Raw genomic sequence first — 22,734 nt, forward strand, 5'->3', positions numbered from 1 at the left:
GCCAAATCTAGGCTATTCTTCGGTCAAAACGGTAAACTCCAGCGCTAGCGGTTCAAACGCCTCCACCAGCTGCTCGATGAAGCCAGGGTTGTTAATCAAAATGCTGAGCACGTTGTCGCTGCGCTCCTGCAAGCCGCCGCCAGGGAAGAGCTTTTCCTTGAGGGCGGCTAGCTGCGAGTAGGCAGTTTCGTGCTTGGTTTCGGCGGCTTTGCTGAGGCGCTTTTCCAGGCCGGCGAGGCCGCCGGCGGCTTTCTGAGCTTCAGCGGCCACGGTTTTGACCAGGGTGGGGTCGAGGCGCTGGGCCAGGTCCTGCACCTGCTGGAAGGCAGCGGCCAGCGCCTGCTGCTGCTCACGCAGGCTCACTTCTTCCTGGCCCAGGGCGGCGCCCACCTGCTTTTTCAGCTCGGGTAGCGGGCGGAAGATTTCCAGCGAAGTCAGCCCCAACTTTTTCAGCTTGCCTGCGTTGGCCCGGCTGATGTACTCGGCCGAGTTGCGCGGCAGCACGATGGGGTAGGGCACACCAAACGCGGCAAACACGTCCTTGAGCTGAAACCAGTACGCCACCTCGGCCCCACCGCCGATGTAAGCCAGGTTGGGCAGCAGGATTTCCTGGTACACCGGTCGCAGCACCACGTTGGGGCTGAACTGCTCGGGGTGCGTTTGGGCCAAGTCCAGCAGTTCAGCCTGGCTGTGGCACTTAGCGGTGTTGCGGATGGTGACTTCCACACAGTCGGCGCCGCTGGCGTCGGGCTCCAGGCGCTCGCGCTTGCCCTCGTCGGTGATGAAAAACAGGTTGATGGGCCGCGAGTACACCTGCGGCTTGTAGCCCGCCTCGGTAAGGCGACCGTTAGTAGCCTGCACGGCGGTGTTAGAAACCTGCTCCTGAATTTCCTTGGTCAGCAGCGGCACCAAGGCCTGTTTCAGGGCCGAGCGGTCGGCATCAAGCGTCACCAGCCCGAACTCGCCAAACAAAGCATCGGCCAGCTTGCGGGTGGCTTCGGCTAGGTTCTGCGAAGACGCATACGCCTCGCGAAACGCCGTCGGCACCTCGGGCGGCAGCTGGCTCAGCAGCTGCTCCTCCAGGCCTTCGAGCGGCAGGCGGCCGACGGGGCCGCCGGTGCTGGCCGCGTCCCAGGAGTAAGTCTTGCCGAACAGCGTGAAGTGGTTGATTTCGGCGAAATCATGGTCCTCGGTGGCCATCCAGTACACCGGCACGAAATCGTACTGCGGGTACTGCGCCTTTAACTCCCGGCTCAGCTTGACGGCCGACACGATTTTGTAAATGAAGTACAGCGGCCCCGTGAGCAGGTTGAGCTGGTGCCCGGTGGTCACGGTGAAGGTGGTTTTCTGGGCCAGCAGCTCGATGTTGGCGGCGGTGGCGGCCGGGGCTGCGCCGCCGTATTGCTGCTGTAGTGCTGCTACCAGCCGCTGCCGGGCCTCGGGTGTGTAACTGGCCTGCTTTTCCTCTATTTGCGCCGCAAAATTTTCCAGCGACGGAAAGCGGTTGTAAAAAGGCGCTAAGGCGGGTTTCTGGGCCAGGTAATCGGTGAGCAGGCCGGAGAAAGCGCCGGTTTCGGCGTAGGGCAGGGTGGTACAGCGAGTGGGCATAGGGGTAATACGAGCGGGGCCGGGTTCGGTGCGAACCCTTGCCAGTAGCAAAAGTCCGCACTAAACCCGGCCCCGCCGGAAAAGTTGCTTTCAGCCTTGAAAACGGCTAGCTGCCCACGATTATACCAAGTGCCCGTACAGGTCGAAATCCGACGCCGAGTCAATTTTCACATTCGCGAAGTCGCCCAGGCGCACGAAGGTGTTTTTCTCCACTGGCACCAGCACTTCGTTGTCTACTTCGGGCGAGTCAAACTCGGTACGGCCCACGAAGTGGCCGCTTTCCTTGCGGTCGAACAGCACCTTGTAGGTCTGGCCTACGCGGGCTTCGTTCAGCTCCATCGAGATGCCCTGCTGCAGCTCCATGATGGCATCGGCACGCTCCTGTTTCACTTCGGCCGGCACATCGTCCACCAGCGTGTGCGAATGGGTGTTTTCCTCGTGCGAGTAGGTGAAGATGCCCAGGCGCTCGAAGCGCGTCTGCTCCACGAAGTCATACATTTCCTGGAAGTCCTGCTCCGTCTCGCCGGGGTGGCCGCTGATGAGCGTGGTGCGCAGCGCAATGCCCGGCACGCGCTGCCGGATGGTGTCCACCAGCTCGATGGTGCGGCGCTTGGTGATGCCGCGGCGCATGGTTTTCAGCATGTTGTCGGAGCCGTGCTGCAGGGGCATGTCGAGGTACTTGCAGATGTTCTCACGCTCGGCCATCACGTCCAGCGCATCCAGCGGGAACTGCGAGGGGTAGGCGTACTGCAGGCGAATCCAGTCAATGCCGTTCACATCGGACAGGTTGCGGAGCAGGTCGGCCAGCTTGCGCTCGCCGTAGTGCTGCAGGCCATAGTAGGTCAGGTCCTGGGCAATGAGAATCAGCTCCTTGGTGCCCATGCCGGCCAGGCGCTTGGCCTCTTTCACCAGGTCTTCGATGGGCCGGTCCACGTGCTTGCCGCGCATCAGCGGGATGGCGCAGAACGAGCAGGGGCGGTTGCAGCCCTCAGCAATTTTGAAGTAGGCGTAGTGGCGCGGCGTGGTAATCAGGCGCTCGCCCACCAGCTCGTGCTTGTAGTCGGCGTTCAGCGTCTTCAGCATCTGGGGCAGCTCCAGGGTGCCGAAATAGGCATCCACCTGCGGGATTTCCACTTCCAGCTCGTCCTTGTAGCGCTGCGAGAGGCAGCCCGTCACGTACAGCTTTTCGAGGCGGCCGGCTTCTTTCTCATCCGCGTAGCGCAGAATGGTGTCGATGCTTTCCTGCTTGGCGTTGTCGATGAAGCCGCAGGTGTTGATAATAACGATGTTGGCGTCCGATTTCTCGGCCTCGTGCGTCACGTCGAACTTATTGGCCTGCAGCTGGCCCATCAGGACTTCCGAGTCCACGACGTTTTTCGAGCAGCCGAGGGTGATGACGTTTACCTTATTCTGGGTCTGATTTCTAACTTTCACTTATCGCTGATTTAAACTGACTAACCGGGATTTTTCTGAAGTAGTTCTTGGCGCACGGGCACCAGCGGCTTCAGAAAAAAGGGCCACAAGCGCGAATAGGATAGATTGCTTGCCGGCCGAACCCCAAAATTACGACGTAGCCAGTCCCCGGCCACCAGTAAGCACCCTATAAATGCGTGGTGCCACCGCACGAAGCAGTGCGCCAAAGGCCACACTCACAACCACTACCAGGAGGGGTAGGGCGAGGTAAGTGAGCAAATGGATGTGCGGAACGGCCCGCCCGTAGCGCAACGCCAGCTCGGTGGCATAGTTCACCAGCGGCACGTGCAGCACATAAATCATAAATGAAAAGCCCGTCAGCCACCGAAACCAGCCGCGGACCATGCACCAGCGCACCAGCCCGTTCAGCCCGAACCAAGCCACCAGCATGCCGCTCACTTCGCCCACTTTGTGCAGCGCCAGCATGCCCAGCGCCAGCGGCGTAGAAAACGGTGGCCCCGCGTGAAACGCCAGCCAGGTTTTGAGCAGGCACACGCCCAGCCACAGCCCCGCCAGCAGCCCTGGCCGTACCCAGCTGGGCGGCGTCAGCACGTCTTGGCCTCGTAGCGCCAGCCACACGCCCAGTCCAAAATACAATAGCCCTGCACTTTCCAGAAAAGGCAGGTCTATCATGAAAAACCATAGCAGCCCCACTACGCTAAAGTATATAACCGGCCGGCGCAAAACCGCCACGCGCAGCCACGGATACACCAGATTCAGCACCAACAGGCTGCGCAAAAACCACAACTGAAAAGGCGCCGGCACCACCAGCCAACGCTGCACCAACTCGCCCGCCGAGTACTGGCTGAGCAGCTGCCGCGGCCAGAATGGGCTGATTTCGGCGTCAATTATAGCTTGCTTGGTGATGGGAAATTGCTCCAGCGCCCAAAGCGCGGCCAGCCACAGCCCGCTCCAGAGCAGGTAGGGGAGTCCCAGCGTGCGCAGGCGCCGCCGCACCCGCTGTCCGTGCGGCTCGGCGCCGTCGCGCCAGGCAAAGAGGTAGCCCGAAATGGCAAACAGAATGGGGATGCGGAAGCGCAGCAGCCCGTTGGCCAGCAAATATTGCAGCCAGGTGCCCGGCCCCAGCGGCTCCTGCACCGGCGTGAAGGGCTGCAGGTAGCGCGGGTGCAGGTTGTAGGCGTGCACGTACACCAGCAGCACCATGGCCATCAGCGACCAAAACCGCAGCTTCTGGCTGAGAAAAGAATCTAAAGCAGTGGGGGCGGGCGGTACAGGTGCAGACATGGCCGTAAGGATGCGAAAAAGCGGGAAACAGTTGGCTGGCCAACCATCTCCCGCTTTTCGCAAGTTTATGCAAATGAGGTCAGAGCACCCTACAGCGCCTCGAATTGCCGTAGGAAGCGCATGTCGTTTTCCGTGAACAAGCGCAGGTCCTTAATCTGGTATTTGAGCATGGCAATGCGCTCGATGCCCATGCCCCAGGCATAGCCGGAGTATTTCTCGGGGTCGATGCCGGCGTTTTCGAGCACGGCGGGGTCCACCATGCCGCAGCCGCCAATTTCAACCCAGCCCGAGTACTTGCAGATGTTGCAGCCCTTGCCTTTGCAAATGAGGCAGGTGATGTCGATTTCGGCGCTGGGCTCGGTGAAAGGGAAGAAGCTAGGGCGGAAGCGGATGTTGATATCCTGCCCGAACAGCTCCTGCACGAAGTAATACACCGTCTGCTTGAGGTCGGCGAAGCTCACGCCCTCGTCAATGAAAATGCCCTCCACCTGGTGGAACATCATGTGGGCGCGGGCCGAAATGGCCTCGTTGCGGAACACGCGACCCGGCATCACGCGGCGAATGGGCAGCGGCTCAGTTTCCATCACGCGCACCTGCACGGTGCTGGTGTGGGTGCGGAGCAGGTGCGGCAAATTGGGCGCGCCGGTTGCCGCCTCACCGGTTGCGCCGGTGTCGGCTGCACCGGCCGCGTTCGACACCGAGGCCACGAAGAACGTGTCCTGCATGTCGCGCGCCGGGTGGTTTTCGGGGAAGTTGAGGGCGGTGAAATTGTGCCAGTCGTCCTCAATTTCGGGACCTTCGGCCACGGCGAAACCGATGCGGGCGAACACGCGCAGCATCTCCTCGCGCACCAGGCTCAGCGGGTGACGGGTGCCCAGGGCATTGGGCACGATAGGAAGGGTATAGTCGAAGTCGGGGTTGGCGGGGGCGTTGTCGGCGGCCGCTTCGGCGGCCTGCTGGGCCTCGTCGAAACGGGCCTGGGCCTGCTGCTTCAGGGCGTTGAGCTGCTGGCCCACGGCACGTTTCTCTTCGTTGGGCACGGTCTTCAGCTGGTCGAACAAATCGGCCAGCCGGCCCTTGCGGCCGAGGTAACTGATGCGGAAAGCATCGAGGGCGGCGGGATTATTCAGTTCGGCCGTCGTAATTTCGGCCGTAAGAGCGGCAATGGATTCCTGCATCATAGGCCGCAAAGTTACGGCAAGGGCCCGGCCCTCGCCGAACGATTCACGAACACATTCAGTTACCGCAATTCCTGATTCACCTTCTCTAAAACTTTTACCATGAAACGTGCGCTATTTTTCTTGCTTATCCTCGGAGGCGTAGCAACTTCCGCCTCGGCCCAGAGCGGCTGGGACACCGGCGGCTGGGATACGCCCAAAAAAGCCCCCGCCAAGAAAACCACTCCTAAAACCAACGCAGCCGCCACCAGCACCAAGGCCACGGCCAGCGGCGGCGCCACGCCCGAAGCTCCTGCCCCCGAAGCTGCTCCCGCTCCGGAAGCTGCCGCTGCAACTCCTGCCGCCGATAAAGGCTTTGGTGGCGGCGCAGCCACGCCCAGCAGCGCCAGCATTGGCCAGGGCATCTCGGTAGCGCCCGGCGCCCCGGTGATGATGCGCGGCGGCCGCCACGTGATGGAAGACGACGCCATTGCCGCCCGTGAGCGCCGCCTCAACCGCAAGCCGCGCCGCGAAAAGCCCTGGCCGCCCCGCCCGGTAGACACCACCCCGGCCGCTGCGCCTGCCCCGGCTGCGGCCGCTGCTCCCGCTACGCCCGAGCCCGCTCCGGCTCCTGCTACGGAGGCCACCGCCGGCACGGCTGCCACCGCTGCAAAAGGCGGTGCTGCCGATAAAGCCAAGGCCCCTGCAAAAGCGCCCGTGAAAGCGGCTCCCAAGAAAAAAGCGCCCGAACCCCTCGGCTGGTAAGCAAGCCAAGCTCCCGGCTTATATCTACTTCGGCCCGGTTGCTTCACCTGATGGGTGGGGCGGCCGGGCCGTTTGGCGTTGTAGCGGTTGCGCTAAGAGGCAGATGGGCACCAAAACTTTGGCCCCCGCGCATACCGGGCCACGGGGTTTCGCGTATGCCCAACGCCGCCGTAGCAACCGGAAGCCGCCTGTTTCTTAGGCCTGCTGCAGGGCACTTAGTCACTTTTCTTTCACTTCTCACCACCCCGCTTATGCTTCGCTCCCTGCTTTCCGCCCTGCTCGCGCTTGCCTTCGTTGTTGAAGCGGCGGCCCAGTCGGCCCCCGCTACCAAAACCACCAAGGCCAAAACCACTCGCACTACGGCCACCCGCAACACCTCCATGAAGCCGGCTACCGGCTCCGCATCGGCGACTGGTAAGGCCAGCTCTGAGGGGCGCAACGCCATTGGCCCCGGCGGCAACGGCGCCGTGGGCTCTACCGAAAGTGCCGACGGCAAAGGCCAGAACGTGTACGCCGCCCCTGGCATGCCCGTGAACGTGGACAACCCCAAGACGGTGCAGGGCTACAACGGGCCTGCGCCCGCCCGCACCAAAAGCCGCACCACGCTCACGCCGCGATAAAACCGCGGCGTTGGTCGGGACAATGGCCCGGATGGTCTGCGTTTGCGGGCCGGCCGGGCTTTTTTGCTGGTCGGAAATCAGCAGTTGAAAAAGTTGGCACGCCTTTGGAATATGTCCTCTCAGCTACGGTAATCAACTTTTCAACTCCACATTCTTTTCATTTCAGCCATGCTTCGTTCCTTCCTCACCCTCGCCCTGTCGATGTTCCTGCTGGCTGAAGCTAGCGCCCAAACCGCTCCGGTGAAGGCATCCAAGAAAACCACCAAAGCCGCCAAGGTAGCCGCCCGCCAGGCCAAGAAGGCTCGCCGCGTGGCCGTGAAATCGGCCCCCGCCGCACCCCTGAACGACGGCTGGCCGCCCATCGAAAACAACACCCAAACGGCCGTGGCTTCTAACGACGGCTGGGGCGCCACGGATGTTCTGCCCGCTACCACCTCCCGCGGCGAAATCGACAACCAGAACATTTCGGCCGCTCCCGGCATGCCCGTGCACGTGCGCACCAGCAACGGCCTGACCCCCTACAGCGTGCGCCCGGCTCGCAAGCCCGCCGCTACCCAAACCACGCTCGGCAACTAACGGCGGCTGGCTCCGGCCCCTGCTCCGCTTTATTTTTGCATCGGCTTCCATTTCATGGCACCATCCGCCCCCGGCAGTTGTGCGTATGAATGGAAGCCGATTCGCTTTGGGCCCGGTGCGGCCGGGACTTCGAGCAAGCAATTCATTTCATCTTTTTCGTCAGCAATATGTTCCGCTACCTTTTCGCTTCGCTGCTCCTGCTTGCAGTGGCCGCTACCGATGCTTCGGCGCAGTCACGCAGCAAAAAACTCACGCCCTACTCCACGCGCGGCCCGCGCAAGGTGAAAACGGCCGTCAAAATCAACCCCCACACCGGCAAACCCTACGGTGCCGGCGTGCCCGAAGACATCCGCAACGGCTCGATGTACCTGGCGCCCGCCACGCCCATGCGCCGGCAAGTGGGCTACACCAACAACGGCGGCTACAACGACAACCGCACCCCGCGCCCCCGCTACGCCAAGCCCGCCAACAGCTCCCTGAGCCGCGACAGCAACCTGCCCACGGCGCCGGCTTCAAAGACCAAGGTGAAAGCCAAGAAAAAGTAGGACAGCACTAGAATACAAGAACGTCATGCTGAGCTTGCCGAAGCATCTCTACCGCAACTGTAAATAATTACTTGCGCGGTAGAGATGCTTCGGCAAGCTCAGCATGACGTTCTTCATTTAAGCTGAATACATCTGCTACTCGACTTCTACCATCTCGTTCTGCTCCACTGCTTCATAATAAAGCGTGCTGCAGTTCTCGGGGCGTAGCACTTCCTGGGCCGCGGCGCGCACGCTGGCCACCGTCACGGCCTGAATGCGGCGGCTTTCCTCGTTCACCAGGTTGGCGTCGCCCTGCAGCTTGCTGTAGGCCAGGTTGAGGGCGCGGTTCAGCAGGTCGATTTCGCCGAAAACCAGGCTGCTTTCGGCCTGGTTTTTTACTTTTTCCAGCTCCTGCGGGTCCACGTCGGCGGTCAGGAATTCGGCCACCACGGCTTCCACGGCGGCATCGGCCTCTTTGAGGTCGACGCCTGCGTTCAGCTTGCCGCTGATGACGAGCAAGCCAGGGTCGAGCGAACCGGTGAGGGAGGCCGAGATGTTGTTGAACAAAGCTTGCTCTTTCACCAGGCGTTGGTGCAGGCGGGCCGACTTGCCGTGGCCGAGCATGTCGCTGAGCAGGTCGACGGAGTGGTAGCGGGCGTCGCCACGCGCGGGCATGTGGTAGGCCTTGTAGAGCGCCGACAGCGGCACCGGCGCCTGCGTGGTGCGGTGGCGCGCTTCGGTCTGCGCGGGCTCTTGCGGAAGCTGGCGCTGGTAAACTGGTCCGCCCGGAATGGGTCCGAACCACTTTTCGGCCAGGCGGCGCACCTCGGCCACGCTGGCAGCGCCGGCCACCACCAGAATAGCGTTCTGGGGCGCGTAGTGCTTCTGGAAGAAGCCGCGCACGTCGTCCATCACCGCGTTTTCGATGTGCGAAATTTCCTTACCGATGGTGTTCCACTGGTAGGGGTGGGTGTGGTAGGCCAGGGGCTTGAGTTGCAGCCACACATCGCCGTAGGGCTGGTTGAGGTAGCTCTGCTTGAACTCTTCCACCACCACTTTGCGCTGCACTTCCAGCCCGTTTTCCGAGAAAGCCAGGTTCAGCATCCGGTCGCTTTCCAGCCAGAAGCCGGTTTCGAGGTTGGCCGCGGGCAGCGAGAGGTAATAATTGGTGATGTCGCTGGAGGTGAAGGCGTTGTTTTCGCCGCCCACGCGCTGCAGGGGCTCGTCGTAGCTCGGGATGTTCACCGAGCCCGAAAACATCAGGTGCTCAAACAAGTGGGCGAAGCCAGTATGGCCGGGGTCTTCGTCGCGCGAGCCCACGTCGTACATCACATTGAGCACGGCCATGGGCGTGGAAAAATCTTCGTGCACAATGCAGCGCAGGCCGTTGGCGAGGGTGAATTCCTGGAAATGAATCATGAAATAAAAGTAGGCGGGAACACGCGAGGCTATAACCCGCGGGATGTAACGAAAGTTGGGGCCTCGGGCCGGGCCCCACGCGGTAGATTAAAAAGCACTTTAGCCAATGTTCGGGGAAGCTATAACGCATCCGACGGTGCCTGGCAAACGAGGCCTGAGCCGGCTTGCTTTTGAGGTAAACACCATTGGCTACAAATGGTGTCAGCTTCAAAAGGACGTTCCGTGACTCTCCCTGCGCAAAAGCGCAATACGCGGCCGGCAGTGCCCACGGCTAGTCTTGCTGGTAATAAAGCTTTTTGCCCTGTGTAATGCCCCAGTACTCAAACAGCTGCGCATTCAGGTCGGAGTACTGCGGCCAGCGGTTGATTTCCCAGGACATCAGTGTACAGTCGGTGCTTAGGCGGACCACTGGCTCGGTGGCTTGGGCCAGGCGCGTCAGGTGCTGCCGCTCGCAGGTGTTGGAAACGTTGGGCAGGTGTCGGTCGGCGTTGAGGTAGATGAATGCAAATAGCAGCACCGCTCCGGCGTACCAGCGCCGCGGCCGGGTAGGCAGGTGGTAGAGCAAGTAAAGCGTCGAAAGCCCATAGGCAAAGACCAAACCCAGGATGAGCGGAATCACGGAGTCGCGGCGCACAATGAGGGCTCGGTACTCGCGGTAGCCGCCCAGGGGTAGCACCAGCAAGTAAATCAGCGCGAATATTCCCAACCACCGTATCAGGTGCCGGATGCGCTGGCTGCCCGCCGCGGCCGACAGCTGGCGGCGCAGCAGCTGCACATTGGCCAGCACGGCCAGCGTGAGCAGCGGCATGCCCAGCTTGCGGTACTGCCAGGCAATGCCGGCCGGAATGCGGCTGTATCGCTCCCACAGGGGAAGGGAGTGGTCCAGGTTTTCGCGCTCGTAGCGGCTCAGGTAGAGCGAATACAGGCACAGCAGCCCAAACAGCCCCAGTAGCACCAGGGGCTGACGCGGCAGCGCGCGAACCCGTTGCATCCATTGCTGCCACCCAGTGCCCACACCGGTGTGCCATTGCTGCACCAGCCAGTGGGCGGCCAGGCAGCAGTAGAGCACCGCCACGGTGCCGGTGATGATGGCGCCATTGAAGGCCAGCACCACCATCAGCCCCACCAGGGCCACGCAGGCGGCCCACCCCAGCTGCAAAGGGCGTTGCTCCCGCGCGGCCAGGTAGAAAGGCAGCAGCAGCAGCAGCAGCAGCGCCATGGGGAGGGCATAAAAAAAAGTATAGGTAATGCTTTGGTCGATGATGCCCATCTGGTCGTTATAGCCGGCCATTTGAAACAGCGGCAGCACCAGCAGCACCGCCAGCCAGAAGCGGCGGTTCGGCCGGTAGCGGCCGGTGATGTATACTCCAAGCAGGTAAAGCAGCAGGGCCTGTACCAGCACGCCAAACAGGGCGCACGCGGCGTACACGCTGCTAATGGGGTCGGTGAGCTTGTGCAAAGCCAGGGGCACCGACTTGAAGTAGGTGAACATGGCGGCATGAGCAAAAAAACGGTTCGGGGCCACGTACACCTCGTGGCGGGTGAGCGCCGCCCAGCCAAAGGGGTCGCCAAGCACCTGGCGGCAGTCGGCCGCCGGGGCCACAATGGGGCAGATGTCGCCATCGAGCGGCAACTGGTAGCTCTGCACGAACGTGTAGCCTAAGTCCAGCAGCACCAGCAGGGCGAGGAAAAAGGAGAGAGCGTGTTTTTTCATGTAGAAGCGAGGCGGAGCCCAAAGTTCTCTCCCGTAAGGCAGGGAAACCATTGGCAACGGCTTGGGCAGGAATCGGCGTAGGCCAAATACCAGGTGGGAAATGGGCACCGAAGATAAAGGTCCGGGTCCTTTGCCGGGTCGCAGCCGTTGTGCCGCGGCGGTGGGCACGCGGCGCCGTGCCGCTTGCGTTGTCGGTGCTTAACGGCGGCGTCAGGCTCCGTGCAAATGAGGTGTCGTGCCCCGCGAAATGCGCAGACTGTGCCACGGCTGACTGGTGCTGCTTTTCTGTGCACGCGCCCATGGGCCGCATCCCGAACCCGGATTGGCAGAGTAGCTGTCGACCTGCCGCATGGCCGCTACCTTTGCTGCTCCCAACCCGCCCCTCTTTTTATGACCTTCGACCGCCAAGACCTCTCCAACGAAACCCTGCTGCACCTCTACCAACACCTGCTGCGCCCGCGGCTGATTGAGGAAAAAATGCTGATTCTGCTGCGCCAGGGCAAGGTGAGCAAGTGGTTTTCGGGCATCGGTCAGGAGGCCATTTCGGTGGGCAGCACCCTGGCCCTGGAGGCCGACGAATACATTCTGCCCCTGCACCGCAACCTGGGCGTGTTCACGGGCCGCGAGGTGCCGCTGGGGCGCCTGTTTGCGCAGTGGCAGGGCAAGCGCACCGGCTTCACCAAGGGCCGCGACCGCAGCTTCCACTTCGGCACCAACGAGCACCACATCGTGGGCATGATTTCGCACCTCGGCCCGCAGCTGGCCGTGGCCGGCGGCATCGCCTTGGCCGATTTGCTCGACAAAAAGCCCAAGGTGACGCTGACGTACAGCGGCGACGGCGGTGCTTCCGAGGGCGACTTCCACGAGGCCCTGAACGTGGCCGCCGTGTGGCAGCTCCCGGTCATTTTCATGATTGAAAACAACGGCTACGGCCTCAGCACGCCCAGCAACGAGCAGTTTCGCTTCAAGTCCTTTGTGGACAAAGGCCCGGCCTACGGCATGGAGGCCGTGCAGGTAGACGGCAACAACGTGCTTGAAGTGTACACCACTGTGAAGCGCCTGGCCGAGGACCTACGCGAAAACCCGCGCCCCGTGCTGGTAGAGGCCCTGACGTTCCGCATGCGCGGCCACGAGGAAGCCAGCGGCACCAAGTACGTGCCCCAGAGCCTGATGGAAGAGTGGGCCGCCAAAGACCCGGTCGAAAACTACGAAAAATGGCTGCTGGCCGAGGGCATTCTCACCGAAACCGCCCGCCACAGCATCCGCGAAACCATTAAGGCTGCTATTGAAGCTGGCCTGCAGGAAGCCGACGCCGTGCCCATGCCCACGGCCGACATTCAGGAGGAAATTGCGGACATGTACCAGCCTTTCGAGGCGCCCGTGACGGACGCGCCTGCGGGCAGCGCCGCGCCCGACAAGCGCTTCATCGACGCCATTTCCGAAGGCCTGAAGCAGAGCATGGAGCGCTACCCCGACCTCGTGCTCATGGGCCAGGACATTGCCGACTACGGCGGGGTGTTCAAAATCACCGAAGGCTTCGTGGCTGCGTTTGGCAAGTCGCGGGTGCGCAACACGCCTTTGTGCGAGTCGGCCATTGTGGGCATTGGCTTGGGCTTGAGCATCAAGAAGAAGAAAAGCATGGTGGAGATGCAGTTCGCCGATTTCGTGACCTGCGGTTTCAACCAGATTGTGAACAACCTGGCCAAGAGCCACTACCGCTGGGGCCAAAATGCCGACGTCGTCATTCGCATGCCCACCGGTGCCGGCTCGGCGGCCGGGCCCTTCCACTCGCAGAGCAACGAAGCTTGGTTCACGCACGTGCCCGGCCTGAAGGTGGTATACCCCAGCAACCCGCACGATGCCAAGGGCCTGCTCTGCGCCGCCTTCGAAGACCCCAACCCGGTGCTGTATTTCGAGCACAAAATGCTCTACCGCAGCATGAGCGGCCCGGTACCGGCGGCCTACTACACCACGCCCATTGGCCAGGCTGCGCTCGCGGCCGAGGGCGACGAGCTGAGCATCATCACTTACGGCATGGGCGTGCGCTGGGCCCTGGAGGTGTGCCAGGACCTGGGCGTGTCGGCCGACGTGCTCGACCTGCGCACCCTGCTGCCGTGGGACCAGGAGGCTGTGCGCCGCACCGTGGAGAAAAACGGCCGCGTCCTCATCCTGCACGAAGACACCATGACCGGCGGCATCGGCGGCGAAATCGCGGCCTGGATAGGGGAGAACTGCTTCGAGCACCTCGACGCGCCCGTGCGCCGCGTGGCCTCGCTCGACACGGCCATCCCGTTTGCGCCGCCGCTGGAGGCTGCCTTCCTGCCTCAGCAGCGCCTGCGCGAGCAGGTGCAGGCGTTGCGCAACTATTAACGAGTAGCAAGTATTTAGTAGCAAGTAATAAGACGAAAGCCCTGAACCCCGAAGCTCCGAATCTTATTACTTGCTACTTAAGTCTTGCTACCGATTAAATGGCTCGGTTTTCGCGCGGCCGGGCCGTACCTTTCTTTCGCTTCCTTCCTGACTTTGTCCGTTTTACGGTGCTGACACGTATACCTCCCGTTGTTCTTTGGTCCTTGCTGGGCGCGTGGCTGCTGAGCAGTTGCTCGCTCTACCACAAGGTGTTCCATCCGTACCGGCTGCCTACGCCCAAGCCCTCGCCCGAATACATTGCCCAGCAAAAGGCCAAAAAGGAAAAAGAGAAAGGACTGCTGGCCTTCACCCACGCCAAGAAGAAAGAAAAGTCGGTAGAAGGCGGGCCCGATGTGGAAGCCGCCACCGACGTTTCCACGCCCAGCGGCGGCACGGTAACGGCCCCCTCGCAAGCCCCGGCGGCCCGCACGCTGCCCGAGAAATCGACGGTGCGCTACGACAAAAAAGGGCTCATGAAGAAGCCCAAGCTCAAGCGCCGCAAAGTCAACAAACAATCCAAGCCGTTCCGTCCCTGGCAATCCATCCGTGACTTTTTCAAATATGGCCTCCACAAGAAACCCGATTACGAGCACGGTGCTTCTCCCAAAGCGCCCAAGGAAGAATCAACGCCCGATGCAGCGCCTACTGGCGGCGACAAGCCGTAGCGTGCTATTTGCTTTGGGGGCCCTGCTGGCCTTGGGTAGCGGGGCGGCGCACGCCCAAATTGTGAAGGAAAAACCGGCTAAGGTGAAGGCTGCCAACCGCCGCGCCCTGCGCGAGGCCAAGCGCACCGACTCGCCTTACAAAGACAGCCACCTCGACGTGACGGCCGAGCAGCTCAAGCGCGGCAAAAGCACCCAGCCCCAAGCCGACATTAGCCGCGACGTGAACTACGGCAAAGGCACCGCGCCCAACGTGAAGCCCGCCGGCCTGCTGGGCCTGCGCCGCGACAAAACCACCACCCTCGTGCGCAAAGAGCAGCGCCAGCGCCGCAAGCTGGCCGCCCGCAACGACGAAAAAAAATGACCAGCCGCGCGGGAATCAACTAGCTCAAAATCTGTTGTAGTATTCCGGCGCCGGCTTGCCTTGTGGTGCGCCGGCGCACCCCGTTGCTCTTTTTACCCAGAATCTCTTATGTCGACTCCCTGGCTTCCCCTCACCCAACCCGAACAGCTTACCGACCTGGCCCGGGCCTCCTACGAGCAGCCGGTGCTCATTTTCAAGCACAGCACCACTTGCTCCATCAGCGCGGCGGCCAAGAGCAAGATTGAGCGCCAATGGGCCGACAGTGGCCTCGACCTCCCCATTTACTACCTCGATTTGCTGCGCTTCCGCCCCCTTTCGGCTCAGATTGCCGAGCAGTTTGGCGTGCGCCACGAGTCGCCGCAGCTCTTGCTCATCCAGGGCGGCGAGTGCACCTACGATGCCTCGCACATGGGCATCCGCCTGAGCGACGTGCAGAGCGTGGTGAAGTAAACAGTTGCTAAAGGCTGTCATCCTGAGCGCAGCGAAGGACCTTCTCACGCTAGTTGTTTCTCGGTGAGAAGGTCCTTCGCTGCGCTCAGGGTGACAGCTGAGCCTAATTTCTTCTACCGATACTCAAACACCACGTTCTGCACCAGGTCGGGGTGCAGGCTCAGGGCCACCGGGCAGGTGTGGGCGGCCCGCTCCAGCACGGTCCGGGCGTTGGCGTCCAGCGTGGCCGGCAATGTCAGCGCAACGTCAATTTGCGCAATGCGGCGTGGGGCATCCGTGCTCATGTGCTTGGTGACGTTGAAGGTGCTGCCGGTCAAGTCCCAGGCGTGGCGCTCGGCCACAATGCCCATCGTGGTGATGATGCAGGCCCCGAGGGCGGTACTCACCAGGTCGGTGGGCGAAAACGCTTCGCCCCGGCCGTGGTTATCAACGGGCGCGTCGGTTTGAATGGTGGTGCCGGACGCGACGTGCGTGGCTTCGGTGCGGAGGTTGCCGGCGTAGCGGGCGGTGGCGGTGTTCATCAAGTCAGCGAGTTACCTTTACCAAGTAGTTTCTTCTTTCGCTAAATTACGTATCAAGTCGTGCGCCGCGTTGGTGGCAGCGGCCGGGGCCCTTTTTTGGTTGATTATGCTTTCCTCCTTCTCTCGTTATTTCGGCTTGCTGGCGGCGGCTGCCAGCCTGACCACCGCAGCGCAGGCGCAGGAACGGCCGGTGCGGCCGGCGGCTCCTGCTTCGCGTTCGACGACGGCGCCCGAAGCGCCTGCCCCAACGACGCCCACCCGCTACGCGCCCGTGCCCGAGGCGCCGTCGGATGAGCAGTCGTACCGCAAGGAGTTCGTGTACGGCATCAACTTCAATACCCAGGGCGGCTTGATTGGAGGGGTGTCCGTCCGCTCTACCCGTGTGCTCGACAACCGCCTGCTGCGTTTCTGGAGCCTCGAGGGCGTGATGCTGAAGAACGCCAAGGAAGAGCGCATCAACACCGCCGTGGGGGGCAGCTACATCGACCGCAAAACCAACTATGCTTTTGTGCTGCGCCCGTCGTTTGGCATGCAGCGCATCCTCTTCCGCAAAGCCGCCGATGCCGGTGTGCAGGTGAACGGCCTGCTGAGCGCAGGGCCGTCCTTGGGCTTGCTCATGCCCTACTACATTTCCTACGACCGCACGTTTGCCCGCACGCAGGTGCCCAGCCTGGCCACCGACGAGATTGTGAACGAGCAGTACGACCCGCTCAAGCACACTTTTCTGCCGGCCATCCTCGACCACGGCCCGCTCTTCAGCGGCATCAGCGATACCAAGGTGGTGCCGGGCTTCCACGTGCGCGGCGGCCTGAGCTTTGAGTACGGCCGCTACCGCGACGCCGTGACGGGCCTCGAAGTGGGCGTATTGGTCGAGGCCTTCACCAAGCGCATGGTCATCCTCAGCCCCTATACTGGCCCCGAGAACCAGGCCGTGAACCGCCAGTTCTTTCCCTCGGTGTACCTTACGCTGTATTTCGGGCACCGGAGCTAGGGACAGTTCTCAGTTAATAGTTGGTAGTGAGCCGATGCTGAGGCCTATTGGGGCAGGAAGGTAAAAGCCGGCCTTTATGTGCGTAATTTTGGGAAGCTTTTTCTTCGAACCGATTGGGCGGGAAATTGCTTTTACTTGAAGTTAACTGCTCACTGTTAACTGCCAACTGTCAATTGAGATGATAGACTTGCCCGTTATCCAGCCCGAAACGGCTGCCCCCGCCCGTCCCCGCAAGCCCGACTGGCTGCGCGTGAAGCTGCCCGTGGGCGAAGAATACGCCGCCGTGCGCCGCCTCGTGGACGAGCACAAGCTGCACACCATTTGCGAAAGCGGCAACTGCCCCAACATGGGCGAATGCTGGGGTGCGGGCACGGCCACGTTCATGATTCTGGGTAACATCTGCACCCGTTCGTGCTCGTTTTGCGCCGTGGCCACCGGCCGCCCCACCGAATACGACCTCGACGAGCCCCGCCGCGTGGCCGAGGCCATTGCCCTGATGAAAGTGAAGCACGCCGTCATCACCAGCGTGAACCGCGACGAGCTCAAGGACCGCGGCGCCAGCGTGTGGCGCGACACCGTGGTGCTCACCAAGCAGCTCTCGCCCGGCACCACCATCGAAACCCTGATTCCGGACGTAAAAGCCAACTGGGACGCGCTGGACGTCATGATATCGGGCGGCCAGGAAGTGATTTCGCACAACATCGAAACCGTGGGCAGCCTCTACCGCCTCGTGCGCCCGCAGGCCAAGTACGACCGCAGCCTGGAGCAAATCCGCCGCACCAAGCTGGCTGGCCATCGCACCAAGTCTGGCATCATGCTGGGCCTGGGCGAAAAGCCCGACGAGCTGTACCAGGCCATGGACGACCTCGTGGCCAACGGCCTCGACATCCTCACCCTGGGCCAGTACCTGCAGCCCACCAAGCGCCACCTCGACGTGGCCGAGTTCATCACCCCCGACCAGTTTGCCCACTACCGCGAAGAAGGCTTGCGCCGCGGCCTGAAGTATGTGGAAAGCGGCCCGCTGGTGCGCAGCTCCTACCACGCCGAGCGCCATGTGAACGTGCCGGTGTAGTTGGTTTATCAACTTATTATTAACAAAAAAGCCCGGCTATTTGGCCGGGCTTTTTTGTTGCAGCGCCGCAAGCCGCTCGTCCTCTCGTTTATAAGTGAGGTAATAAAAGTCATCGGTATTCACGAATACCAGCGCCACCCGCGTGCCCGCAGGGGCCAAGGCCACGTTGCGGCGCACCGCCTGAATGAGCCGTCTGCTTTGCCGCGTCATGAAGCGGCTCCAATGCACTACTACTGTGTAATTGGCGGGCGGAGCCGATATTGGTGCACTGCCAGAGTAAATGAACTTCAGATGCTCGGCCAAAGACAAAGCCGAGTCGCGCGGGGCTTGTTGGGCCGGTGGAAACTGCGCCATGATGCCGTCGCGCTCCCAATGCAGGTTGGGGAAGCCCCCGGCGTAGCAGTTAATGTGAAAGGACTGCTGGCGGCCCGCCGCATCGTAGTACACGGCCTGCAAAAACTGCCAATGGTTTTTGGCTACGCTGGAATCTTGGCGGTGCATCCGGCGCAACACGCGGCGGAAACTGGTATCGAGCACCCCGTTGCGACTGTCGGGAGGGACACCATAGTCTTCTGCTAGCTTGGGCAAGCTGCCTGCTGCCAAAGGCTTGGGTTCGCGAATGCTGTAGATGCCCGTGAAAACAGCTTGGCAACTACTTAGCAACAGGCCAATTGCCAAAACAAAAAGAGAAGAAAAGCGCACGGTATTTATCAGATGGAACACACAAAAAAAGCCCCTTCGGACAGAAGAGGCTTTTTAGGAAGCGGGACGTTGCAAGCAGCCTAGCGGCGGGCGTTGTTGTCCTGGGGCGGGTAGGTGCTCAGGATGCCGTTCACGATGCGGTGGGTTTCGGCTTCGTCGATGGTGTTTTGGTCGACTTGGGCCTGGCCGGTGCCGCGCCACGCCAGCTCTTTGCGGCGGGCATCGATGATGTCAATTACCACGGTGCCGGCCTTGTACTGCGTCACGGGCGAGTAGCCGCGGCCGTAGTAGCCGTAGCCATACCCGTAGGGATAGCCGAGGCCGTTGTAGTAGGGCGACACTTGCTGCTTGTCCTCCACACGGGCGCTGTAGGCAATATAGATGTCGGGCGCCGTCGTTACTTCGGTCAGGCCTTTGGCCGTCATCTCAGCCGCCACGGCGGCACGCATGCGCTTGTCGAGGAAAGACTCATAGCCTTTGGCAGGGCCGCCTTCCACATCTTTGGGCTGCTGCGGGTACCAGGCCCAGGTTTTGAAGGCGCGGAAATTAACGGCGTGGTCGAAGTCGTTGGTGACGCCCACGCGGGCGGCCGGCGAGCAGGCGCTGGGGCCCAGCAGCAGGGCTACGGCAGCAGCCACTAAGCCAATCGGGCGGGCCAGGGAACGGGTGATGCGGTTCATAAAGACGATTAGAATACAGATGAGAGGAAGCTTTGAAACGAGCGCGGCGAAAGCCCAGCAGCCTGTTTCGGAAGCTATTACACTAACGAAAAAGCCACCCCCGTCGTTCACATTTTAGTCGAACGAAGCTCGGGTTTGAGCGATGAATTTCCAACTGTCCCATCTTGAGATAACCGGATTTTGTCCTACCTTACCCCCGAATTCCCCTCATCAATTTCCAGCTTCGTCAATGAAAAGTACTGCCTTGTTGGTTTTGGCTACCGTCGGCTTGTTCACCGCTTGCACCTCTGCCCGCGACGAGGTGCGGCGCACGGCGCCCAATACCACGCCGGTGCCGCACAACACCATTGTGGACTGCCCCGTGTACGACGGCATGACCAAAACCTCCAACGTGCTGACGCAGACCACCGCCGGCAATACCGTGCAGGTGCTCGATACCATCAATGCCTATTTTGTGCGTGTGCGGCTGGAGAAGAACGGCCTGGTGCAAACCGGCTACATGGACCGCCGCTGCTTCGGCGTGCGAGGGGATAAATAGCAGGAATCGCCTGTCATTGCGAGGCCGCAGGCCGTAGCAAACGAAGTTCAGCGAAGCTAATCCGTCCTCTTAGAACCAGACACGCTCTTTTACCAAAAAGCCCCGGCACCGCAATGGTGCCGGGGCTTTTTTAGGTCTTTGTCACATTAGAGGGCTAGTCGCTGAGAACAGGACGGATTGATTCGTCGTGCCTCCTCGCAATGACAGACGCTGCCGCTGCTTAATACGACGGCCCTTTATCGGTTTGCACCAAGTCTTCCTCTTTGTCGGCGTACTGCTCGATGGGAGTGCAGCTGCAGATGAGGTTGCGGTCGCCGTAGGCCGAGTCGATGCGGCTTACGCTGGGCCAGAACTTGTTGGCGCGCACGTAGTCCATGGGGTACACGGCCTGCTCGCGGGTGTAGGGGCGGGTCCACTCGTGGGCCAGGACGGTGGCGGCGGTGTGGGGAGCGTGCTTCAGCACGTTTTCCTTGGCATCGGCCTGGCCAGCCTCCACAGCGGCAATTTCCTTGCGGATGGAAATCATGGCGTCGCAGAAACGGTCCAGCTCGTCCTTGCTTTCGCTTTCGGTGGGCTCCACCATCAGGGTGCCGGCCACTGGGAAGCTCACCGTGGGGGCGTGGAAGCCATAGTCCATCAGGCGCTTGGCAATGTCTTCTACTTCAATGCCGGCCTTTTTGAACTGGCGGCATTCCAGAATCATCTCGTGGGCGCACCGGCCGTTGCTACCCGAGTACAACACCGGGTAGTGGCTTTCGAGGCGAGCCTTGATGTAGTTGGCGTTCAGGATGGCCGTTTCGGTGGCGCGCTTCAAGCCGTCGCCGCCCATCATCGAGATGTAGGCGTAGCTGATGGGCAGAATGCTGGCCGAGCCCCACGGCGCGGCCGATACCGAGCCGGCGTCGCGGCCTTCCACGGGCACCACGGCGTGGCCGGGCAGGTAGGGCACCAAGTCGGCCACCACGCCGATGGGACCCACGCCGGGGCCGCCGCCGCCGTGCGGAATGCAGAAGGTTTTGTGCAGGTTGAGGTGGCACACATCGGCGCCGATGTTGGCGGGCGAGGTGAGGCCCACCTGGGCGTTCATGTTGGCGCCGTCCATGTACACGCGGCCGCCGTGCTGGTGAATGGTGTCGCAGATGTCGATGATGGTTTCCTCGTACACGCCGTGCGTGCTGGGGTAGGTCACCATCAGGCAGCTCAGGTTGGCAGCGTGCTTCTCGGCCTGGGCCTTGAGGTCGGCCACGTCGATGTTGCCATCTTCGGTGCTCTTCACTACCACTACCTGCATGCCGGCCATCACGGCCGAGGCGGGGTTGGTGCCGTGGGCCGAGGCCGGAATCAGGGCCACGTTGCGGTGGTGGTCGCCGCGCGCATCGTGATAGCCTTTGATGGCCAGCAGGCCGGCGTATTCGCCCTGCGCGCCGGAGTTGGGCTGCAGGCTTACGGCGGCAAAGCCGGTCACCTCGCACAGCCAGGCTTGTAGGTCCGAGAAAATCTGCTGGTAGCCCTGGGCTTGCTCGATGGGAGCGAAGGGGTGCAGGCCGCCGATTTCGGCCCAGGTCACCGGAATCATCTCGGCGGTGGCGTTGAGCTTCATCGTGCACGAGCCCAGCGGAATCATGCTGTGGGCCAGGCTCAGGTCCTTGTTTTCGAGCTGCTTCATGTAGCGCAGCATCTCGTGCTCGGCGTGGTGCGTGTTGAACACCGGGTGCGTGAGGTACTCGCTGGTACGCTGCAGGCTGGCGGGCCAGCTCAGCTCCGCCTCGGCGGGCAGCTGGGCGGCTTCGGCCTGCTTGCCCAGCACCTTGGCGAAGACGTTCAGGATGTCGTTCACGTCGCTCAGCTCGGTGTTCTGGTTGAGCGAGATGCCTACGCGCACTTCGTCGAAGTAGCGGAAGTTGATGCGGGCGGCTTCGGCTTCCTTCTTCACCGCCTGCTGCAGTTCGGTGCTTTCCAGGCGCAGGTTCAGCGTGTCGAAGTAATGTTCGTTGGTTTGCTCCATGCCCAGCTTTTTCAGGCCAGCTTCCAGGGTTTGGGCCAGCAAGTGGGTGTTCACGGCAAACTGGCGGATGCGCTGCGGGCCGTGGTACACGGCGTACATGCCGGCCAGCACGCTCAGCAGCACCTGGGCGGTGCAGATGTTGGAGGTGGCTTTTTCGCGGCGGATGTGCTGCTCGCGGGTTTGCAGGGCCATGCGGTAGGCCTTGTTGCCGGCCGCGTCCACGCTCTGGCCGATGAGGCGGCCGGGAATCACGCGCTTGAATTGGTCTTTGCAGGCGAAGAAGCCGGCGTGCGGGCCGCCATAGCCCATCGGCACGCCGAAGCGCTGCGAGTTGCCCACGCACACATCGGCGCCCAGCTCGCCGGGCGAGGTGAGCAGCGTGAGGGCCAGCAGGTCGGCGCCCATCACCACGAAGACGTTATTTTTTTGTGCCTGCGCAATGAAGTCTGTGTAATCAAACACCTCGCCGTCGGCGGCCGGGTACTGCACCATGGCGCCGAAGAAACCTTCGTTGCTCAGGTCTACCTGGCGGTGGTCGCCCACCACTAGCTCAATGCCGATGGGGGTGGCGCGGGTGCGCAGCAGGTCGATGGTTTGGGGCAGCACCTGCTCCGACACGAAGTACTGGTGGGCGCCTTTTTTCTTGGTCTGGCTGTGCAGCATGTGCATGGCCTCGGCGGCGGCGGTGCCTTCGTCCAGCAGGCTGGCGTTGGCAATTTCGAGGCCGGTGAGGTCAATTACCAGGGTCTGGTAATTGATGAGGGCTTCGAGGCGGCCCTGAGCAATTTCGGCCTGGTAGGGCGTGTAGGCGGTGTACCAGCCCGGGTTTTCCAGGATGTTGCGCTGGATGACGGGGGGCAGGGTGGTGTCGTGGTAGCCAAGGCCGATGTAAGACTTGAACACTTGGTTCTGGCTGGCAATCTGCTTGAATTTCGCCAAAAAAGCCCGTTCGCTGAGGGCGGCGGGCAGGTTGAGGGGTTTTTTCAGGCGGATGGCCGGCGGTACGGTTTCATTGATGAGCTGCTCGATGCTTTCCACGCCGATGGTGCGGAGCATAGCGGCCTGCTCGTCGGCGCCGGGCGCGTTGTGGCGAGCTTCAAAAACGTCAACGGACGAGAATTTCAACGACATAAAGACGAAAAAGGGGTGGGGAGAAAGCTAACTTCCGGGATAACAAAGGTACGGGCGAAAGGCTTCCCCTAGCGCCATAAAATACCGGCGAATGACGTAGAGACGGGG

21 protein-coding genes are annotated in these 22,734 nt (G+C 61.8%); 11 read left to right on the top strand and 10 right to left on the bottom strand.

Going from position 1 to position 22,734, the window contains the following annotated elements; translation table 11 throughout:
- Positions 1 to 12 precede the first annotated feature (12 nt).
- From bshC to pheS, 4 genes are all read right to left on the bottom strand, one after another.
- Positions 13 to 1,608 carry a bacillithiol biosynthesis cysteine-adding enzyme BshC gene (bshC, locus tag I2I01_RS06675; RefSeq protein ID WP_196285685.1) on the bottom strand — a complete coding sequence of 532 codons (1,596 nt, stop codon included), beginning with the start codon at positions 1,606 to 1,608 and terminating at the stop codon, positions 13 to 15.
- Between the two features lie 120 nt (positions 1,609 to 1,728).
- The gene (gene rimO, locus I2I01_RS06680) at positions 1,729 to 3,042 is read right to left on the bottom strand and encodes a 30S ribosomal protein S12 methylthiotransferase RimO (RefSeq protein ID WP_196285686.1); all 1,314 of its coding nucleotides are present in this window, start codon (positions 3,040 to 3,042) and stop codon (positions 1,729 to 1,731) included.
- 129 nt (positions 3,043 to 3,171) lie between these two features.
- Positions 3,172 to 4,326 (bottom strand): acyltransferase family protein, encoded by a 1,155-nt coding sequence (locus tag I2I01_RS06685; RefSeq protein ID WP_196285687.1) that lies wholly within the window; start codon positions 4,324 to 4,326, stop codon positions 3,172 to 3,174.
- Between the two features lie 89 nt (positions 4,327 to 4,415).
- Positions 4,416 to 5,504, bottom strand: a complete 1,089-nt coding sequence (gene pheS / locus I2I01_RS06690; RefSeq protein WP_211537923.1) for a phenylalanine--tRNA ligase subunit alpha — start codon at positions 5,502 to 5,504, stop codon at positions 4,416 to 4,418.
- A gap of 102 nt (positions 5,505 to 5,606) precedes the next feature.
- Here pheS and I2I01_RS06695 point away from each other — a divergent pair, with 102 nt between their 5' ends.
- The 4 genes from I2I01_RS06695 to I2I01_RS06710 all read left to right on the top strand — a co-directional run bounded on the left by I2I01_RS06695 (position 5,607) and on the right by I2I01_RS06710 (position 7,989).
- On the top strand, positions 5,607 to 6,248 hold the full coding sequence (locus I2I01_RS06695; RefSeq protein WP_196285689.1) for a hypothetical protein: 642 nt from the start codon (positions 5,607 to 5,609) through the stop codon (positions 6,246 to 6,248).
- 251 nt (positions 6,249 to 6,499) lie between these two features.
- A complete protein-coding gene (locus tag I2I01_RS06700; RefSeq protein ID WP_196285690.1) occupies positions 6,500 to 6,868 on the top strand; it encodes a hypothetical protein in 369 nt (122 codons plus the stop codon).
- A gap of 168 nt (positions 6,869 to 7,036) precedes the next feature.
- A complete protein-coding gene (locus I2I01_RS06705) occupies positions 7,037 to 7,444 on the top strand; it encodes a hypothetical protein (RefSeq protein WP_196285691.1) in 408 nt (135 codons plus the stop codon).
- A gap of 167 nt (positions 7,445 to 7,611) precedes the next feature.
- Entirely contained in the window at positions 7,612 to 7,989 is a 378-nt protein-coding gene (locus I2I01_RS06710) for a hypothetical protein (RefSeq protein WP_196285692.1), read from the top strand.
- 135 nt (positions 7,990 to 8,124) lie between these two features.
- Here I2I01_RS06710 and I2I01_RS06715 read toward each other — a convergent pair whose 3' ends face one another.
- Positions 8,125 to 9,387, bottom strand: a complete 1,263-nt coding sequence (locus tag I2I01_RS06715) for a M16 family metallopeptidase (protein WP_196285693.1) — start codon at positions 9,385 to 9,387, stop codon at positions 8,125 to 8,127.
- Between the two features lie 271 nt (positions 9,388 to 9,658).
- On the bottom strand, positions 9,659 to 11,101 hold the full coding sequence (locus I2I01_RS06720) for a hypothetical protein (RefSeq protein WP_196285694.1): 1,443 nt from the start codon (positions 11,099 to 11,101) through the stop codon (positions 9,659 to 9,661).
- A 390-nt stretch (positions 11,102 to 11,491) separates the two neighbouring features.
- Between I2I01_RS06720 and I2I01_RS06725 the strand changes: the two genes are divergently transcribed.
- The 4 genes from I2I01_RS06725 (at position 11,492) to ytxJ (ending at position 14,986) form a co-directional block, all read left to right on the top strand.
- Positions 11,492 to 13,471, top strand: a complete 1,980-nt coding sequence (locus I2I01_RS06725; RefSeq protein WP_196285695.1) for an alpha-ketoacid dehydrogenase subunit alpha/beta — start codon at positions 11,492 to 11,494, stop codon at positions 13,469 to 13,471.
- A 203-nt stretch (positions 13,472 to 13,674) separates the two neighbouring features.
- Positions 13,675 to 14,175, top strand: coding sequence for a hypothetical protein (locus tag I2I01_RS06730; RefSeq protein ID WP_196285696.1), 501 nt, complete (start codon positions 13,675 to 13,677; stop codon positions 14,173 to 14,175).
- Position 14,176: 1 nt separating this feature from the next.
- The gene (locus I2I01_RS06735) at positions 14,177 to 14,536 is read left to right on the top strand and encodes a hypothetical protein (RefSeq protein ID WP_196285697.1); all 360 of its coding nucleotides are present in this window, start codon (positions 14,177 to 14,179) and stop codon (positions 14,534 to 14,536) included.
- 108 nt (positions 14,537 to 14,644) lie between these two features.
- Positions 14,645 to 14,986 (top strand): bacillithiol system redox-active protein YtxJ, encoded by a 342-nt coding sequence (gene ytxJ / locus I2I01_RS06740; protein WP_196285698.1) that lies wholly within the window; start codon positions 14,645 to 14,647, stop codon positions 14,984 to 14,986.
- Between the two features lie 113 nt (positions 14,987 to 15,099).
- Here ytxJ and I2I01_RS06745 read toward each other — a convergent pair whose 3' ends face one another.
- On the bottom strand, positions 15,100 to 15,507 hold the full coding sequence (locus tag I2I01_RS06745) for an OsmC family protein (protein ID WP_196285699.1): 408 nt from the start codon (positions 15,505 to 15,507) through the stop codon (positions 15,100 to 15,102).
- A 106-nt stretch (positions 15,508 to 15,613) separates the two neighbouring features.
- Between I2I01_RS06745 and I2I01_RS06750 the strand changes: the two genes are divergently transcribed.
- Together I2I01_RS06750 and lipA are read left to right on the top strand one after the other, a co-directional pair.
- Entirely contained in the window at positions 15,614 to 16,498 is an 885-nt protein-coding gene (locus I2I01_RS06750) for a hypothetical protein (protein WP_196285700.1), read from the top strand.
- A 178-nt stretch (positions 16,499 to 16,676) separates the two neighbouring features.
- The gene (lipA, locus tag I2I01_RS06755) at positions 16,677 to 17,570 is read left to right on the top strand and encodes a lipoyl synthase (RefSeq protein ID WP_196285701.1); all 894 of its coding nucleotides are present in this window, start codon (positions 16,677 to 16,679) and stop codon (positions 17,568 to 17,570) included.
- Between the two features lie 36 nt (positions 17,571 to 17,606).
- On the opposite strand, the gene I2I01_RS06760 is transcribed toward lipA, so the two are convergent.
- Together I2I01_RS06760 and I2I01_RS06765 are read right to left on the bottom strand one after the other, a co-directional pair.
- Positions 17,607 to 18,158 (bottom strand): hypothetical protein, encoded by a 552-nt coding sequence (locus I2I01_RS06760; RefSeq protein ID WP_196285702.1) that lies wholly within the window; start codon positions 18,156 to 18,158, stop codon positions 17,607 to 17,609.
- 194 nt (positions 18,159 to 18,352) lie between these two features.
- Positions 18,353 to 18,952 (bottom strand): DUF4136 domain-containing protein, encoded by a 600-nt coding sequence (locus I2I01_RS06765; RefSeq protein WP_196285703.1) that lies wholly within the window; start codon positions 18,950 to 18,952, stop codon positions 18,353 to 18,355.
- Between the two features lie 229 nt (positions 18,953 to 19,181).
- Here I2I01_RS06765 and I2I01_RS06770 point away from each other — a divergent pair, with 229 nt between their 5' ends.
- The gene (locus I2I01_RS06770; protein ID WP_196285704.1) at positions 19,182 to 19,490 is read left to right on the top strand and encodes an SH3 domain-containing protein; all 309 of its coding nucleotides are present in this window, start codon (positions 19,182 to 19,184) and stop codon (positions 19,488 to 19,490) included.
- 220 nt (positions 19,491 to 19,710) lie between these two features.
- On the opposite strand, the gene gcvP is transcribed toward I2I01_RS06770, so the two are convergent.
- Positions 19,711 to 22,626 carry an aminomethyl-transferring glycine dehydrogenase gene (gcvP, locus tag I2I01_RS06775; protein ID WP_196285705.1) on the bottom strand — a complete coding sequence of 972 codons (2,916 nt, stop codon included), beginning with the start codon at positions 22,624 to 22,626 and terminating at the stop codon, positions 19,711 to 19,713.
- Positions 22,627 to 22,734 lie beyond the last annotated feature (108 nt).

It is taken from the genome of Hymenobacter properus, assembly GCF_015694735.1.
GTDB lineage: Bacteria > Bacteroidota > Bacteroidia > Cytophagales > Hymenobacteraceae > Hymenobacter > Hymenobacter properus.

Coding starts and splice junctions, on each gene's coding strand:
- I2I01_RS06725 (WP_196285695.1), top strand. CDS start 11,492: ATGACCTTCGACCGCCAAGACCTCTCCAACGAAACCCTGCTGCACCTC.
- I2I01_RS06700 (WP_196285690.1), top strand. CDS start 6,500: ATGCTTCGCTCCCTGCTTTCCGCCCTGCTCGCGCTTGCCTTCGTTGTT.
- I2I01_RS06750 (WP_196285700.1), top strand. CDS start 15,614: ATGCTTTCCTCCTTCTCTCGTTATTTCGGCTTGCTGGCGGCGGCTGCC.
- I2I01_RS06705 (WP_196285691.1), top strand. CDS start 7,037: ATGCTTCGTTCCTTCCTCACCCTCGCCCTGTCGATGTTCCTGCTGGCT.
- lipA (WP_196285701.1), top strand. CDS start 16,677: ATGATAGACTTGCCCGTTATCCAGCCCGAAACGGCTGCCCCCGCCCGT.
- I2I01_RS06745 (WP_196285699.1), bottom strand. CDS start 15,507: ATGAACACCGCCACCGCCCGCTACGCCGGCAACCTCCGCACCGAAGCC.
- ytxJ (WP_196285698.1), top strand. CDS start 14,645: ATGTCGACTCCCTGGCTTCCCCTCACCCAACCCGAACAGCTTACCGAC.
- gcvP (WP_196285705.1), bottom strand. CDS start 22,626: ATGTCGTTGAAATTCTCGTCCGTTGACGTTTTTGAAGCTCGCCACAAC.
- pheS (WP_211537923.1), bottom strand. CDS start 5,504: ATGCAGGAATCCATTGCCGCTCTTACGGCCGAAATTACGACGGCCGAA.
- I2I01_RS06685 (WP_196285687.1), bottom strand. CDS start 4,326: ATGTCTGCACCTGTACCGCCCGCCCCCACTGCTTTAGATTCTTTTCTC.
- I2I01_RS06715 (WP_196285693.1), bottom strand. CDS start 9,387: ATGATTCATTTCCAGGAATTCACCCTCGCCAACGGCCTGCGCTGCATT.
- bshC (WP_196285685.1), bottom strand. CDS start 1,608: ATGCCCACTCGCTGTACCACCCTGCCCTACGCCGAAACCGGCGCTTTC.
- I2I01_RS06765 (WP_196285703.1), bottom strand. CDS start 18,952: ATGAACCGCATCACCCGTTCCCTGGCCCGCCCGATTGGCTTAGTGGCT.
- I2I01_RS06710 (WP_196285692.1), top strand. CDS start 7,612: ATGTTCCGCTACCTTTTCGCTTCGCTGCTCCTGCTTGCAGTGGCCGCT.
- I2I01_RS06770 (WP_196285704.1), top strand. CDS start 19,182: ATGAAAAGTACTGCCTTGTTGGTTTTGGCTACCGTCGGCTTGTTCACC.
- I2I01_RS06695 (WP_196285689.1), top strand. CDS start 5,607: ATGAAACGTGCGCTATTTTTCTTGCTTATCCTCGGAGGCGTAGCAACT.
- I2I01_RS06720 (WP_196285694.1), bottom strand. CDS start 11,101: ATGAAAAAACACGCTCTCTCCTTTTTCCTCGCCCTGCTGGTGCTGCTG.